General features: G+C 64.8%; 13 protein-coding genes. 2 read left to right on the forward strand and 11 right to left on the reverse strand.

Translation table 11 applies throughout. The features are described from left to right. Window positions 1–571: 571 nt before the first annotated feature. A complete protein-coding gene (locus VE092_RS05860; RefSeq protein WP_324874775.1) occupies window positions 572–1855 on the forward strand; it encodes an HD-GYP domain-containing protein in 1284 nt (427 codons plus the stop codon). Here VE092_RS05860 and VE092_RS05865 read toward each other — a convergent pair. The 11 genes from VE092_RS05865 to VE092_RS05915 all read right to left on the reverse strand — a co-directional run bounded on the left by VE092_RS05865 (window position 1804) and on the right by VE092_RS05915 (window position 12749). Next, on the reverse strand, window positions 1804–2736 hold the full coding sequence (locus VE092_RS05865; RefSeq protein WP_324874801.1) for a LysR family transcriptional regulator: 933 nt from the start codon (window positions 2734–2736) through the stop codon (window positions 1804–1806). The genes VE092_RS05860 and VE092_RS05865 overlap by 52 nt on opposite strands. A 247-nt stretch (window positions 2737–2983) precedes the next feature. Further along, complete coding sequence (gene trxA / locus VE092_RS05870; protein ID WP_324874777.1) at window positions 2984–3307, reverse strand: thioredoxin; 324 nt, start codon at window positions 3305–3307, stop codon at window positions 2984–2986. Between the two features lie 118 nt (window positions 3308–3425). After that, entirely contained in the window at window positions 3426–5285 is a 1860-nt protein-coding gene (locus VE092_RS05875; RefSeq protein WP_324874779.1) for a methyl-accepting chemotaxis protein, read from the reverse strand. A gap of 55 nt (window positions 5286–5340) precedes the next feature. Then, window positions 5341–5763, reverse strand: coding sequence for a DUF302 domain-containing protein (locus tag VE092_RS05880; RefSeq protein WP_324874781.1), 423 nt, complete (start codon window positions 5761–5763; stop codon window positions 5341–5343). Between the two features lie 134 nt (window positions 5764–5897). After that, window positions 5898–6347 carry a cyanase gene (gene cynS, locus VE092_RS05885; protein ID WP_324874783.1) on the reverse strand — a complete coding sequence of 150 codons (450 nt, stop codon included), beginning with the start codon at window positions 6345–6347 and terminating at the stop codon, window positions 5898–5900. A gap of 43 nt (window positions 6348–6390) precedes the next feature. Continuing rightward, window positions 6391–7332 carry an ABC transporter ATP-binding protein gene (locus tag VE092_RS05890; protein ID WP_324874786.1) on the reverse strand — a complete coding sequence of 314 codons (942 nt, stop codon included), beginning with the start codon at window positions 7330–7332 and terminating at the stop codon, window positions 6391–6393. After that, window positions 7322–8200, reverse strand: a complete 879-nt coding sequence (gene ntrB / locus VE092_RS05895) for a nitrate ABC transporter permease (protein ID WP_324874788.1) — start codon at window positions 8198–8200, stop codon at window positions 7322–7324. The genes VE092_RS05890 and ntrB overlap by 11 nt, the downstream gene beginning before the upstream one ends. A gap of 18 nt (window positions 8201–8218) precedes the next feature. After that, a complete protein-coding gene (locus VE092_RS05900) occupies window positions 8219–9613 on the reverse strand; it encodes a CmpA/NrtA family ABC transporter substrate-binding protein (protein WP_324874790.1) in 1395 nt (464 codons plus the stop codon). 55 nt (window positions 9614–9668) lie between these two features. Beyond that, a complete protein-coding gene (locus VE092_RS05905; protein ID WP_324874792.1) occupies window positions 9669–11024 on the reverse strand; it encodes an FAD-dependent oxidoreductase in 1356 nt (451 codons plus the stop codon). Further along, window positions 11021–12163 (reverse strand): acyl-CoA dehydrogenase family protein, encoded by a 1143-nt coding sequence (locus VE092_RS05910; RefSeq protein WP_324874795.1) that lies wholly within the window; start codon window positions 12161–12163, stop codon window positions 11021–11023. Before VE092_RS05910 ends, VE092_RS05905 begins: the two co-directional genes overlap by 4 nt. Before the next feature lie 37 nt (window positions 12164–12200). Further along, complete coding sequence (locus VE092_RS05915) at window positions 12201–12749, reverse strand: OsmC family protein (protein WP_324874797.1); 549 nt, start codon at window positions 12747–12749, stop codon at window positions 12201–12203. A 254-nt stretch (window positions 12750–13003) separates the two neighbouring features. Here VE092_RS05915 and VE092_RS05920 point away from each other — a divergent pair. Beyond that, the coding region (locus VE092_RS05920) for a sigma 54-interacting transcriptional regulator (protein ID WP_324874799.1) at window positions 13004–14580 on the forward strand (1577 nt) is incomplete at its 3' end.

Here is a 14580-nt window from a genome sequence, read left to right on the forward strand (position 1 = left end):
TGGGACAATGAGATAGCCTCATGGTAACGGCAGCGCAGGGGAGGAATAAAACGATAATTTCTGAGGTATGCCCGCTTTTTTCTCATGCAAACCGGCATTTCGCCGGTCGGCAACGCCGCTGCATGCCAATGTCGGTCACGATGCCGAGCAGATGCCTGACCTGTCCATTGACGACCGTCCCGAAGTCCAGAGTCACGGTGCATCCTGCGATTGTCGGCATCGTTCCCTTCCTCTGAACTGCTCGGGGTGCAGCCGGAAACCCCCTCCATGACTGCACTCCGCCGGTGTGGGCTTGCGCCCGCCGTGCCCCCCGACACGGCACCGACGGGAATCGGCAGGGCTAATGTATTACAACTCACCACATTTGATTAGCCACCGTTTTGCGAATGAACTCATTAATCCAGCTTAACAATGGGCGCCATGACAGGCTGGGTCCGGGGCGGCCGGGGATTGCTGCGAATCCATGAGCACACTCTTTAATGACAGGCCTCTAATCAATTTTTCCGGGATGTAATACATTGTGGCGAAATCCTCGCTGCCCTGCCCCCGCCTGCCCCCTCGAACGGAACCGATGACCCGCCTGAAAAAAATCCATGTCAACCAGCTCAGCACGGGAATGTATTTTTCAGGCTTCGACGGCGCATGGATTGCCTCTCCTTTCTGGCGCGCCAGCTTCCTGATCCGCTCGGAGAACGAAATCCGCCTGGCGCAGCGTACCGGCCAGCAGTATTGCTGGATCGATACCGCCAGGGGCCGCGACATCATGAGCGAGGATGAGCCGGCGCCATTGCCGGCTGCGGCCACACCGGCAGACGACGACAGTGGCGACGCCCACCTCGCCGATGCGCTGCGGCTCTACGAGCATGCCCGGCAGACCACCCAGGAAGTCTTCAGCCAGGCGCGCCTGGGCAAGTCGCTGGACGTGGAGAAATGCAAGGAGCTGGTCGAGCAGATCGCCACCTCGGTGGCACACCATGCAGATGCCCTGCTGGGCATCGTGCGCCTCAAGCGCGCCGATGAATACACCTACCTGCATTCGATTGCGGTCTGCACCATGATGGTGGCGCTGGGCCGCACGCTGGGACTGGACGACACGGCCTGCCAGCAGGCCGGACTGGCGGGCTACCTGCATGACATCGGCAAAGCCTTCATCCCGCTCGACCTGCTCAACAAGCCGGACCGCCTGAGCGAACAGGAGTACAGGATCATCCAACGTCATCCCGCCCTGGGTCACGCCTATCTGAGCGGCCTGATGGGCGTGCCCGACTATGTGCTCGACGTCTGCCTGCACCATCACGAGAAGATCGACGGTTCCGGCTATCCGACCCGTCAGCAAGGCCAGCAGATCAGCCTGTATGCGCGCATGGCCGCAGTGTGCGACGTCTACGATGCAGTGACCTCGCACCGCCCCTACAAGAGCGCCTGGGACCCGGCCGAATCCCTCTCGCGCATGGCCTCCTGGCAGGGCCACTTCGACCGCGCCATCTTCCTTGCATTCGTCAAGACACTGGGCATCTATCCGCTGGGTTCCATCGTCACCCTGCAATCGGGACGCACGGCGCTGGTGATCCGACAGAACCACCGGGATCTGACGCGCCCGGTGGTGAAGGCCTTCACCACCAGCAGCACGATGGAGGTGCTGGAGTACGAGCTCATCGACCTGTCCGATCCGGAGCAGCACGAGAGCATCATCGAACGCAGCGGCCAGGACTGGCTCAGGAGCCACGGCCTGGTGCTCGAATCACTGCAGGCCATGCTGGCGGCATCAGATGCCGCGCCAGTAGCCCGCGAGCAAGCGCGCGATCAGCCCGGGCGCGACGCTTCGACAGCCCCGGGATGGCGACGCCGGAAATAAGCGCGTATCTGTTCGATACAGGTCACGATCTTTTGCGGGACCGGTTCCCTATGCTTGGTGGTGAGGAAGGCGCAGTAGCCTTCCAGGCTCCACTCCGGCAGCACGAGCACCAGCCGGCCGGCATCGAGATCGGCTTGCACCTTGCTGCGTAGCAAGCGTGCCACCCCGTGTCCTTGCAGGGCCAGCCGCCGCAGTGAGCGCGCATGGTTGGCAGTGATGCGTGGCGTCAGGCGCATCTGCATGCACTGCCCGCCGCGGTCGCGCAGGGTCACTTCGACGCTGGTTCCGTGCGGTGTGAAGAACAGGAAATGCTGCTGCAGCAGGTCTTCCGGCTTGCGGATCGGGGAATGTGCCTGCAGATAGGACGGCGCCGCGCACAGGACCGCCTCCAGGGGCGCCAGGTAGACATCGTCGGTGCCGGCCGTCTTGCCCACACGCAACGCCAGATCCACGTTCTTGTCCATCAGATCGACGTTATGGTCGTTGACGTCGATGTTGATGCGCAGCCTGGGATGGTCACGGATGAAATCCTCCAGGGCCGGCACCAGGTATTCGGAAGCCATGAAGCTGGAAGCGGCGATACGCAACTCGCCGACCAGCTCATTGTGCAGGCTCTCGGTATTCTGCCGGGCCTCGTCGGCCAGCGCGACGATGCGCGCGCAATGGGCGTAGAAGGACTGGCCGGCCTCGGTGAGACTGAGCTTGCGGGTGGTCCGGTGCAGCAGCGTGGTACCGAGGATGGTTTCCAGAGCACTGATATGCTGGCTCACCGAGGAGGAAGTCAGGCCCAGTTCCCGGGCCGCCTTGGAAAAAGCGCCCAGTTCCACCACCCGGGAAAAGATCACCATGCGCGGCAGGTAGTCCATCGCGTTGTTTTTCATCATTGCGCAGTCGTTGTCGTCTGTCGGTTCCGCCGCCGCCCGCACAGGGCTTAGCGACGCTGTTCGTCCATGTTCTATCGTCGGGATCGACTATAGCGGGAACGGGACGTCATACAACATGGAAGCTGGGCACGAGAAATGGTTTAATTTCCCGTTTGACAGGACAAGGGATACGCGGGATACGCGCGCCATGCGGATGCATGCCTGATACGGGCACGCTGCTTCCTGACGCTGCGGCCTGCCAGACCTACCAGAGCCAGCGCGCCAGCTGGACCTCCAGCGAACGTTTGGACATGGCACCGCCGAAGGACTTGACCACCTTGCCATCGACGAACACCTTCAGCTCCGGAATCGACGACACGCCATAGCGTTGCGCAAGTCCGATGCACTGATCGACGTTGACCTTGTAGACCGCCAGCTTTTCCGGATGCTCACCGGCAATGGCATCCAGGCAGGGCGCAAGGCTGAGGCAAGGAGCACACCACGGCGCCCAGAAGTCGACCAGGACCGGCTTGCCGCTGCCCAGGACATCGCGCTCGAAGTGTTCTGCCGTCGTCTGCTTGGCATTCATGGAACTGCTCCGTTCCGGTGGTCGCGCGACTGCGGGCGGCGACAGGTGAAAAGGGGAAGACCGGCCGCACCGGGGCCACCGGTCTTCCTGAAAGGGACTCCCACGTCCCATGACCGGCTTATCCGATCAGCGGCAGGCTCCGCAGACCGGGCCGCGCCTCCAGCACGAAACCGGCGACCGCGCCGGCCAGCTGCTGCGACTGTCGCTTCAGGGCCAGGGAAGTGGCCGACGACTCTTCCACCAGGGCCACGTTCTGCTGGGTCGAATGATCGATCTCCTGCACCGCCTGGCTGATATCGGCGATGGCCATGTCCTGCTCGCGTGCCGAGCGCAGGATTTCCTCGGTGATCTCGCTCACGCGCCTGACCTCGGCCACGATCTCAGTCATGGTCGATCCGGCGTCCTGCGCCAGGCGCGCTCCGTTTTCGATCATGTCGACCGAATTGACGATGAGCGACTTGATTTCCTTGGCGGCCTCGGCCGAGCGCCCCGCCAGCGAACGCACTTCGGCGGCCACCACCGCAAATCCACGTCCCTGCTCGCCGGCACGGGCCGCCTCCACCGCCGCATTGAGCGCCAGGATATTGGTCTGGAAGGCGATGCCATCGATCAGGCCGATGATGTCGGCAATCTGCTTGGAACTCTGGTTGATGGCGTCCATGGTCTGCACCACTTCGCCCACCACCGTGCCGCCCTGCTGCGCCACGCCGCTGGCCGAAGACACCAGGGCGTGAGCGCGCGAGGCGGCCTGCGTGCTCTGCCCCACAGCGACCGTCACCTGCTCCATGGCTGCGGCCGTCTGCTGCAGTCGCTCGGCGGTCAGCTCGGTGCGACGCGACAGTTCGTCATTGCCGTTGGCGATCTCCTGCGACGCCTGGTCGATGTCGCTGGCCATGGCGCGCAACCGTTGCACGATGGTCGCCAGCTGGCCGCGCATCTCGAACAGTGAATACAGCACGCTGCCGCCGGCCACCTTGCCGGCCTGCTGCGCCTGGCTCAGGTCGCCCCCGGCGACGGCCTGGGCAATGGCGGCCAGCGCCTCCGGTTCGGCACCGAGGAAGCGCTGTACCAGACGGCCCATGACAATGCGCGTGACGGCGAAGGCCAACACCACGATGACCCCGGTGCTGCAGATCAGCCATAGCAACAGCTGGTTCAGGGCCTGCGAGGGTGGCGGCAGCGGCAGGTCCGACATCAGCCACCAGCCCTTGCCGGCCGGCCCGCCGTGATCGAAGCGACTGGCGGCCTGGAAGCGTCCTGACCCGGCGCCGGGCCGCAGGTAGGCGGCAGCATCGGCGCCCGGCTGCGGCACGCTCGCAGCATCGGCCCCCATGCGCGCCACCGGTGTGCCGGCGGCATCATAGAGCGCGGCGCTCACATCGGCAGTGGGGCGCAGGATCACCGACGACTTCATGCTCAGCACCAGCGTGCCCACGTGCTGGCCATCCTGGATGACTGGCACCGCTGCATCGACCTGGCCCTCCGCCAGCCGTCCATAGAAGCGCACATCGTCGGCCCCGAGGAACCGTTGCCGTAGCGCCGGTACCGGAGGGGCTGCCACCTTGCCCCCCGCCTCGCGGGCGGCGGCGAACAGCACCCGGCCGTCGGCAGCCATGAAGATGGCGCTGTCATAGGCCGGTCGCACCCGCATCAGGCCGCGCAGATTGGTCTCGCCGCGCGCAGCCCACTGGGCCTGGCTGCTCTGGTCGGCGGGATCGATGCCGCCATGGGCCAGCGCCCTGAGCGCGCCCTGGAAAGGTGGAGTCATCACCACGAAGCGGGCGTCCGAAGCGATCTGCGCCATAGCGCTGCGCGCGGCCTCGACCAGCATTTCCTGTTGCTGGGCGGCGCCTTGCAGGGCCTTGCCGCTTTCTGCCGAATTGACCTGGAAGGCGGCCACTGCGCCGATCACCAGGGTCGAGGCCAGCGCCACCGACAGCACCACCAGCATCAACTGGCTTTGGAATCGTAATTTCATCTCTGTCTCTGCATGAAGCAGCGGCACCAGCACGGCTCGCCCGCGCGGTGACCGCTCACTGGATATCGGAAAATGCACACAGCAGCTTGCGCACCGCCATCAGCGGCGCCAGCAGCGTCTCGCTGATCTCGTAGTCGGCCCGCAGTGCGTCACTGGGGTCGGCATAGTCCAGATAGGTCCGGCCGTCGGCGGTTTCCCAGATCACCACCTTCAGCGGCAACTCCAGCGCGGCACGCGGATTGCTGTGCATGATGGGTGTGCCCACGACCGGATTGCCGAACAGCAGCACCCGGGTCGGACGCAGTGTCAGGCCCTTGTGCGCGGCTGCGGCCTGCTGGTCGATATCGGCGAAGAGCGCGATGCCGCGATCGCGCAGCAAGGCAAGCAGCAGGCCATGGGTCTTCTTGAAATCCAGGCGACTGCGTATGGACAATACATTGACGGGGGCATAGCACACCCCTTCGAGTCTGGCATTCATGGGTATCGGCTCAGAAAGTGTACGGAGGAATCGTCAGGCAGGCCTGCCGCCGACTGCAGCCCTGGCACGGTCTCTTGGGGCAAGCCGGCGTGGCCCCAAGAGACCATGCCAGTGTCAGCGTCGGCGCGGACGATTCAATAGGTCTTGTACGGCAGGTACTTGCCGGACAAGACCACGTTCACGCGGTCGCCATTGGGATCGGCCTGGCGCTGGATGTCCATCTTGAAGTCGATGGCGCTCATGATGCCGTCGCCGAACTCTTCGTGGATCAGTTCCTTGATGGTGGTGCCGTAGACATTGACCATCTCGTACCAGCGATAGATCAGCGGGTCGGTCGGCACGGCCGTGGGCAGCGAGCCCTTGTAGGGCACGATCTGCAACCACGCGATGGCTTCGTCGGACAGACCGAAGAGCTTGCCCACGGCTTCCGCCTGCGGCTTGTCGAGGGTCATCTGCCCCAGGCAGGCGGCCGTGCTCCATTCCTTGGACAGGCCGGTGGCCTGGGTGACCTGGCTCCACTTGATGCCTTTGCTCACCTTGGCGGAAAGGATCATTCTGGTTACTTCTTCACGACTGGAAATCATTTGCTGGCTCCGAATTGACGGGTTGAAAAAATGAAGGGTGGCTTCACGCCGAAGCGCATATCTGCACGGCGGGCGCAAGATCGGCCGGGATATCGCTCACAGCATCGGACTCCAGTCCGGGACGCACGATGCGCGTGACCGCCAGTTCCGAGACGTCGCCGGACAGCTGCACGGTCCTGGACCGGTGCACCAGGAAATCGACCAGGTGGTTGCGGATCCGATAGAACTGCGGATCGCGATGGATGGTCGCGCGGGTGCGCTGCGGCGGCAGCGTGTTGACCACGATCTCGGCGATGCGCGCCTTGGGGCCGTTGCTCATCAGGAAGATGCGGTCGGAAAGCAGGATGGCTTCGTCCACGTCGTGGGTGATCATGAAGACGGTCTGCTGCGTCGCCTCGCAGATGTTGAGCAGTTCATCCTGGATCACGCCGCGCGTGAGGGCATCGAGCGCGCCGAAGGGTTCATCCATGAGCAGCATCTTGGGCTCGATGGCGAAGGCGCGGGCTATGCCGACGCGCTGCTTCATGCCGCCGGAAAGCTCGGCAGGCTTCTTTTTGGCTGCGGCCGACAGGCCGACCATCTCGATGAAACGCGCAGCGTGGGCCGCCACCTTGTCGCGGCTCCAGTCGGCGTAGCGCGAACGCACTGCGAAGGCGATGTTCTCTTCCACGCTCAGCCAGGGCAGCAGGGCATGGCTCTGGAACACCACGCCCCGGTCCAGACCCGGTCCGACCACCTCGCGGTTGTCCATGATGACGGTGCCGGTGGTGGCGGCCTCCAGCCCGGCCAGCACATTCAGGATGGTGCTCTTGCCGCATCCGGAGTGGCCGATGATGCAGATGAACTCGCCGCGCTCGATGCCGAACTGCACCTGATGGAATACCGGCGGCAAGTCGGGCCGATACTGCTTGGACAGGCCATCGACCTGGACGAAGGGGCGGCTGGCGGAGGAACGGGAAGCGTCCCGGGAGCGATCATTCAGCATAGGTCACCTTCTTCTGCAGGGCGGCGAAAAGGACGTCGAGCAGCATGCCCACGACGCCAATGACGAGAACGGCGAAGATCACGTTCGACAACGAGAGGTTGTTCCATTCATTCCACAGGAAATAGCCGAGCCCATTGCCGCCGATGAGCATCTCGGCGGCCACGATGACCAGCCAGGCGATGCCCATGGAGATGCGCATGCCGGTGATGATGGTCGGCGCGGCGGCCGGCAGGATCACCAGGAAGGCCTTGCGCAGTGGCGACACCTCCAGCGTACGCGCCACGTTGAGCCAGTCGCGGCGTACGCCGGCCACGCCGAATGCGGTGTTGATGAGCATCGGCCATACCGAGCAGATAAAGATGACGAAGATGCCCGAGACCGAAGAATCCTTGATGGTGTAGAGCGCAATGGGCATCCAGGCCAGCGGCGAGATCGGCTTGAGCACCTGGATGAAGGGATCGATGGCGCGATACAGCAGGGGCGACATGCCGATGGCAAAGCCCAGCGGGATCGCCACCAGCATGGCCAGCAGATAGCCCAGTGCCACGCGCAGCAGCGAATGCCCGAGCTGGATGCCGATGCCCTTGTCATTGGGGCCATGATCGTAGAAGGGATCGCTCAGGTGACGCGCGGCGATGCCCAGGAACTGCCCCGGCGTGGGGAAGCCCTCGATCTTCGCCGGGGCGTTGCCACCCGCAGCCGGTGCCTGCCCCATCAGGGCCGCGTATTCGGCGTCCTTGGCGCTGAGGGTGGTCGTGGCGGAAGGGGCCGAGGCACGCGGCAAGGTCGCCAGTTGCCAGATGCCCAGCAGGAGCAGTAGCAGCAACACCGATAGCAGGGCGGCGCGCAGTTTGAGTTGATGGTTCATGGTCGGTCCTCGTCGCGCTCAGCCGCGCTTGATGGCAAAGCTGTTCAGGTAGGCCTGCGCATGGGCCGGGTCAAAGGTCTTGCCCATGATGCTGAAGCTGGGGTAGCCGCTGCTGGCCGCCGCCGGCACCGGCATGCCCAGCGCCTTCATCTGGCGGCGTGCATCGGTGAGCAGGAACACCTTTTCGGCCAGGGCCTGATAGTTCATGTCTTCCTTGATGTAACCCCAGCGTTTCATCTGGGTCAGCATCCAGGTCGCCATCGAGTACCAGGGCATGGCATCGAAATCGGCGCGCTCCGGTTCATTGCGCACATTGCCCAGGCCATCGGCATAGCGCCCGCTGAGGGCTTGCAGCACGACTGTCTCCGGCTGGTTCAGATAGCCCGGAGTGGAGATGGCGCGGGCGATGGCGGGCCGGTTCTCGGCCTTGTGCGCCATGGCGCTGGCGTTGAGGATGGCCCGGTAGAGCGCCGCGAAGGTATTGGGGTTGCGGTCGATGAAGGCCTGCGTGGTGCCAAAGGCACAGCAGGGATGGCCGTTCCAGATGTCCTTGGTGAGCAGGTGGATGAAACCGATCTGGTCGTACACCGCACGCTGATTGAAGGGATCGGGGCCGAGGAAGCCGTCGATGTTGCCGGCGCGCAGGTTGGCGATCATCTCCGCCGGTGGCGTCACCCGCAGTTGCACATCGCGATCGGGATCGATGCCATGCTCGGCCAGGTAGTAGCGCAGCAGGAAGTTGTGCATCGAATACTCGAAGGGGATGGCGAACTTGAAGCCCTTCCACTGCCGCGGGTCCCGGTTGTCCTTGTGCCGCAGCGCCAGGGTGATGGCCTGGCCGTTGATGTTCTGGATCATGGCCACCCGCATCGGCTGCGGTGCCGCCCCCAGCCCGGCGGAGATGGCCAGCGGCATGGGCGCCAGGAAGTGCGAGGCATCCAGTTCGCCATTGATCATCTGGTCGCGCACCAGGGCCCAGCCGGCGGTCTTGCTGAGCGTGACCTCCAGGCCCTGTTCCCGGTACATGCCCATCGGGTCGGCCATGATCAGCGGTGTGGCGCAATTGATGGGGATGAAACCGATCTTGAGGTTCTTCTTTTCCAGGCTGCCCTTCTTTTCCAGCGCCTGCGCCTGCAGGCTGGCCAGGGGCAGCACCGAGGCCACCGCGGCCATCAGCGCCTGGGAGCCGATCGCCTTGATCAGCTTGCGGCGCGTGGCATCCTGCGGAAACAGGGCACGCACGGCAGCGGCTTCGACGAAGTCGCACGACAGGGTTTCGACATCGGTGGCGCGGGCAGCCCGGGCGGCCGCGGCCTGGCTTGCATGCTCCTCTTCGGAGGCGTGCTGGCCGCATGAACAGCGGCTCAACGAGGTATCGATGGAATACGGACGATAGAGATTGTCATCGGTCATGCAAGGCCCCTGGCTAGATGTAAAAGAATGGCGGATCAACAGTGCAACGGTGCTATCAGGCAGCCAGCCGCTGCCGCGGCACGCTCATGTCGAGCGCGGCGACGACGCTGTCCTGGTGGTGCTGCTGCATGCGCAGGACATCGGGACTGTCCTCCAGCACCTGCCATCGACCATCGGCGTGGGGCTGACCGTGCAGCACCACCGACAGCGCTCTGGTCTTGAGCCGGATCACCGGCGGCCGGTGTTCGTACTGCGCTGCGGGCAGGCCGAGCAGGCCGGCAGCGATCACCGCCGCCTGCCGCGCCAGCGGTTCGATGAAGCGACACGGTGCGCCGGCGATGCTGATGCAGTCTCCCAGCGCATAGATGTGCTCGGCGCTGGTACGCAGGGTGGTGGCATCGACCGCGATACCGCGCTCGAAGGCCAGGCCGGCACCGCGCGCCAGTCGACCATCGGTATGCAGGCCGCTGGCGACCACGATCTCGTCGCAGCGCACGCTGCGGCCATCGGCGCTGCGGATTTCCTTGAGGCCTTGCGCGCTGCCGCCGATGTGGCTGATCCGGGCCTGTCCGTAGAAGGCGATGCCCTGCGCCTGCAGGCTGGCGTGCATGCGCGCGGCGGCCTGCGCCGGCAGCAGTTGCGCCAGGGGGAGCGGGGCCAGGTCGAGCAGGCTGACCTGATGTCCTGCACGGACGAAGTCCTCGGCCAGTTCGCAGCCCACCATGCCGGCGCCGATGATGGCCACGTGCCGTGCGCCGCCACTGAGGCGCGCCTGCAGGCCGCTCCAGCCGGCCAGGTCATTGACGCGCCAGCACAGCGCCGCAGGCACCTCGGCCGGCAGAAAGGGCTTGGCGCCCTGGGCCAGCACCAGGTCGGTATAGCGCAGCGTACCGCGCGTGGTCCGCAGTTGCCGCAGCCCCGGGGCGATGCCGATGGCATGGGTCGCACTCAGCAGTCGCACACCCAGGCGCCGCGCCGCATCGGCGGCCGGTTCGCGGACCAGGGCGACGGGGTCGAGCCGGCGACTCAATGCGATCGACAACTCCGGCTTGTGGTAACGATCACCGGCGCAGGCGGTCACCAGGGTGATGGGTAGCGCGGCATCCAGCTTGCGCAGTGCCTCGACCACCGACCACCCGGCGATGCCGGCACCGACGATGACCACGCCGCGCCGGTGCACCGGCAGCGACTTCGCGGTGCCCGGCGCCGGGGTGCTGCCAACCAGCTGCGGCGCATAGGGTTCAAAGTCGGCCTTGACCACACCGCACAGCGGGCAGACCCAATCGTCGGGAATGTCTTCGAAGCGCGTGCCAGGTGCCAGGCCACTATCCGGATCGCCCAGCTGTTCGTCGTAGATGAGACCGCAGGCGCGACACAGGTATTGGCGCCACTTCACCACCGCGAGGCTCATGCCGGCACCTCGTCGCGGGACAGGCGTGCCATTTCGGAACGCAGGTGCTTGATGGCGGGCGTGACGATGGCAGCGAAATGCGCCTCCCGCACCCGGCGTTGCGGCGCGGAGTTGATCAGGTAACCGCGCGCGCCCTGGTGCAGCAAGGCCGACTGGGTCGCGCGCAGTGCCAGTTCGGCCCCCTGGGCGCGGGCGTCGAGCACGTCCAGCAGATAGTCCTTGCTGCCGTCGAAGGGCGAGCCGGTGAGCCTGGCGACACGACCGGCCAGTTCGAGATATTCGGCTTCCAGTTCATCGGGCCGGTCATCGAGGAACTGGTTGACGTGGCCCAGCAGCGGTTCCACATCACGCATGGAATCGAGCGCGCCCTGGATCAGTCCGGTGGCCATGCCGATCTGCAGCAGGATGAAGGCAGCGCGGATCTTTTCGATGAAGGGGCGGGCGGGATCGGCGATCATGTTGTCTTCGCCGACGAAGTAGTCTTCCAGGCGCACACCCCAGGTACTGGTGCCTTCCATCCCGGAAAACTCCGGACATTGACGCAGCACCACCTGTCGGTCACAGCGAACCAGAAAGATGATGTCATGCGAATGCGACTGGTCATCGCGATAGACCGAGGCAATCGCGCCAAAGTATTGGCCCGGCCCGATATGGCTGACCCAGGGCAAGGCACCGCTGACCCGGTAACCGCCGGGTACCTGGCGCGCGCGCAGGAGCATGCGCTCGATCCCGGCGAAGGCTTTCATGGGATTGGACAGACCGGTGCCGCCAAAGCTGCGGCCGGAGACATGGTCGTCCAACAGTTGGCCGTCGAGGGCGGGGTTGCCGGATTGCTCCAGGTACAGGCCGCAGACATCGTGTGCCCAGGTGAGGAAGCCGGTCGAACCGCAATGGCGGCTGATCTCGTGCATGCTGCCCAGCGCCAGTCCGTAGCGCTCGCCGTTGCGCCGCAGATGACCGGCGAAGGCGCCCGCGCGCCCCAGCGCAGCCATGACCTCCAGCGGATAGTGGCCTTCATGGTCGATCCTGGTCGCCAGCGGCGCCAGCTGCCCGCCAGCGACGCCGGCCACGGCGGCCAACACGGCGGCATCGCCTAGGGCCGGATCGAGTTGCGCACTGCGGATATCTACGGTGGTCATCACATTCTCCTCGGTGGGCTGGGCGGGCGCGGTCAAATCAGTCGGCCAGGCCGATGCTGAAGGGGATGGGATTGCGCATGGTGTTGGCCACGGGCGAGTAGAAATTGGCGTGCTTGACGATCTCCTCGAGTTCTTCGCGGCTGGCATCGCCTTCCACCAGCACCTTGACGCGAATCTGCTGGAACCCCATCTCGGGCGGCTGCATCTGCGCACCACCGGCACCCCATGCGGCGGGATTGCCGATGTCACCCTCCACGAACAATTCCAGGCGCGACAGCTTGACCTGCTTCCAGGTCGCCACGGCGGTGATCCCCACGGCCAGGCAACCACCCAGTGCCGACAGCACGATCTCACCCGGCGCCGGCGCGGTGTCTTCGCCGAACAGGTGCAGCGGCTCGTCGACCACCACCGCAGTGTGGTTACCGACATAGCTCAAGGTGCGGTACTGTCCCTCGACCACGGTATGGACCTTGTTGGTGCCGCGACGCGCGGGGTTGTCACGCCCCTGTTCGGCAAATTTCAGCAGTCCGTCGCGATCGATCGGGCGCAGATAGGTCTTGACAGTCTGGGGAGTGGCGGTAGTCACGGAAGGCTCCTAGGGAAAAATGACGGCTTTTGGCGCCGTGCCAGCCAGAGGTCTGCGCCTCCGGCCTCTCCCTATTCGCAAAAGCTGTGCCAATCCGAAAAATCAAGTTAAGTCATTGATTTAAATCATAAATATTGATTTACGGTGGCACACCCCAGGTTCGCAGAATGTCCAACAATGTTTACAATTTGTAGACATTGGCGATATTCGTCCCGATAATCAGGGGAGCCCGCCACCCTTCCCCGCGCACGCCCATGACACCCGATACAGAAATCGACGCCGATGCAGGCAGCTCCCCTTCGTTCTGGCGCCAGCAGGAAATGTTGCTGTTCGAGCAGGTCATGTCCCTGGTCGGCAAGAGCCTTTCACCGGATGTGGTGCTGCGCGAGATGCTGCATCTGCTCTCCGAATTGCTGGGGCTGAACCGGGGCCGGGTGGTCCTGCGCGACGAGGGCAGCGACACCGCGCGCATCCGCTACGCCTACGGACTGACGCGCAAGGAAATGGCACGCGGCGTGTACCAGCCGGGCGATGGCGTGACCGGGCGAGTGCTGGAGAGCGGGCAACTGACCATCGTCCAGGACATCGACCAGGAACCACGCTTCCTGCTGCGCGCAGTGCCGCGCGAGGATCTGCCGCCCGGCCCGGTCTCGTTCATCGCCATGCCCATCACGATCGACCGCCAGACCGTGGGCGTGATGGCCTGTCACCGCATCCGCACACGGATGCGTACGCTCAGCGACGACCTGACGGTGCTGCGCATCCTCAGTACGCTGGCGGGCCAGCTGTTGCAGCTGCAACAGAGCCTGCTGGCCAAGACCAAGGTCTTGGAGCAGCGTAACGAAATCCTGACCAAGGCCCTGCAGGCCGAGGCCACCCGCTATGGGATCGTCGGCACGGCACCTTCGCTGCTGAAGGCGATCTCGGAACTGGAACGGGTCTCAGACGCCACCGCCAGCGTCCTGCTCATGGGCGAATCGGGGACCGGCAAGGAACTCTTCGCACGAGCACTGCACCTGGCCAGCCCACGGCGCGACAAGCCCTTCATCAAGATCAACTGCGCGGCCATTCCCGACACCCTGTTCGAGTCGGAACTGTTCGGACACGAACGCGGCGCCTTTACCGGTGCTGCCAGCGCGCGCGCGGGCTGGTTCGAGCAGGCCAACGCCGGCACCATCTTCCTCGACGAGATCGGCGAAATGCCGCTGGCGATGCAGACCAAGCTGCTGCGTACCTTGCAGGAAGGGACCATCACCCGCCTGGGCGGCAAACGGGAGATCGCCATCGACGTGCGACTGGTCGCGGCCACCAACCGGGATCTGGCGCGCGGCGTCGATGAGGGCGTCTTCCGCCAGGACCTGTATTACCGGCTCAATGTGATCCCCATCCATCTGCCCTCGCTGGCCGAGCGGCGCGAGGACATTCCGGCGCTGGTGCTGCATTTCCTCAATCACATCAACCAGGCGCACCAGCGCAACGTCAACCTGTCCCAGGATGCGCTGGACCTGCTGCAGCAGCAGGAATGGCCGGGCAATATCCGCGAGCTGTCCAACCTGATCGAGCGGGTGATCCTGCTGGCGGAACATCCCATCCTGGATGCCCATGACATTGCGCGCTTCCTGCCTGACAAACGCAGGTACGAGGACCGAGATCAGCGTCGGGCACCGGAATGGCCAAGTGCCCCGCGAGCGCCGCACGCCGCGCCCGACATGCAACCGCCAGCGCCGGCGGCCATGGCGGTCAGGCCCTATGCACCGGCCGCTTCGCATTCGGCGGCGCAACTGAAGGCGGCGCTGGCGCAAAGCGCCGGCAACAAGTCCCGTGCCGCACA

It is taken from the genome of Herbaspirillum sp. (assembly GCF_035644555.1).
GTDB lineage: Bacteria > Pseudomonadota > Gammaproteobacteria > Burkholderiales > Burkholderiaceae_D > Herbaspirillum.

What these genes read in the sequence shown, in the direction of transcription:
- VE092_RS05890 (WP_324874786.1), bottom strand. Translation starts at nt 7,332, where the DNA reads ATGCTGAATGATCGCTCCCGGGACGCTTCCCGTTCCTCCGCCAGCCGC.
- VE092_RS05910 (WP_324874795.1), bottom strand. Translation starts at nt 12,163, where the DNA reads ATGACCACCGTAGATATCCGCAGTGCGCAACTCGATCCGGCCCTAGGC.
- cynS (WP_324874783.1), bottom strand. Translation starts at nt 6,347, where the DNA reads ATGATTTCCAGTCGTGAAGAAGTAACCAGAATGATCCTTTCCGCCAAG.
- VE092_RS05865 (WP_324874801.1), bottom strand. Translation starts at nt 2,736, where the DNA reads ATGAAAAACAACGCGATGGACTACCTGCCGCGCATGGTGATCTTTTCC.
- trxA (WP_324874777.1), bottom strand. Translation starts at nt 3,307, where the DNA reads ATGAATGCCAAGCAGACGACGGCAGAACACTTCGAGCGCGATGTCCTG.
- VE092_RS05900 (WP_324874790.1), bottom strand. Translation starts at nt 9,613, where the DNA reads ATGACCGATGACAATCTCTATCGTCCGTATTCCATCGATACCTCGTTG.
- VE092_RS05880 (WP_324874781.1), bottom strand. Translation starts at nt 5,763, where the DNA reads ATGAATGCCAGACTCGAAGGGGTGTGCTATGCCCCCGTCAATGTATTG.
- VE092_RS05860 (WP_324874775.1), top strand. Translation starts at nt 572, where the DNA reads ATGACCCGCCTGAAAAAAATCCATGTCAACCAGCTCAGCACGGGAATG.
- VE092_RS05905 (WP_324874792.1), bottom strand. Translation starts at nt 11,024, where the DNA reads ATGAGCCTCGCGGTGGTGAAGTGGCGCCAATACCTGTGTCGCGCCTGC.
- VE092_RS05875 (WP_324874779.1), bottom strand. Translation starts at nt 5,285, where the DNA reads ATGAAATTACGATTCCAAAGCCAGTTGATGCTGGTGGTGCTGTCGGTG.
- ntrB (WP_324874788.1), bottom strand. Translation starts at nt 8,200, where the DNA reads ATGAACCATCAACTCAAACTGCGCGCCGCCCTGCTATCGGTGTTGCTG.